The organism is Cobetia sp. BMC6 (genome assembly GCF_029991385.1).
Classification (GTDB): Bacteria; Pseudomonadota; Gammaproteobacteria; order Pseudomonadales; family Halomonadaceae; genus Cobetia.
On the sequence record NZ_JAKUMF010000055.1, the window covers coordinates 1 to 461 of the forward strand.

Below are 461 nucleotides of genomic sequence, written 5' to 3' on the forward strand. Positions count from 1 at the left end.
ATCGAGCCGCCCTTGCTTGCCACCGGCCGGCCGCGCCCGAGTGAGTGGCCGAAACCGACCGACGAGCCTTTGCCCGCCCGCTGGAGCCGGCGGCTGCTCCTGCTCGGCGCGCCCGAGGCAGGCCTGGTCCCGCCGAGCGGTGACGCGAAGCCCGACGTCGCCGTGCTCCTCCCGACATTGCAGGCCTGTCAGGGCTATGGCGAACTCTTCGTCATCATCATTTCCGGCGCCGGTTTCCATGCGTTCGGCAATCAGCCGCCGGACGCTCGACCGTTGGAAGCCGCTTCCGGCGTTGTGTCGGGATCCGATCCGCGACTGGATCGCCAGCTCCGCGCACTGCTTGCCGGCCGCGACTTCGATGATGTCCTGATTGCCGCCCAGGAAGGCTATCTCGCGCTCCTTGACGCCCATGCGAGTGCGCTGCCGCTCTGCCGGACCATGGAACGCACGCGCAACACCGT

Annotated in this window: 1 protein-coding gene; it reads left to right on the plus strand. The window is 68.8% G+C overall.

All coding sequences use genetic code 11. The features are described from left to right. The coding region (locus MKZ40_RS16960) for a hypothetical protein (RefSeq protein ID WP_282627990.1) at positions 1-461 on the plus strand (461 nt) is incomplete at both ends.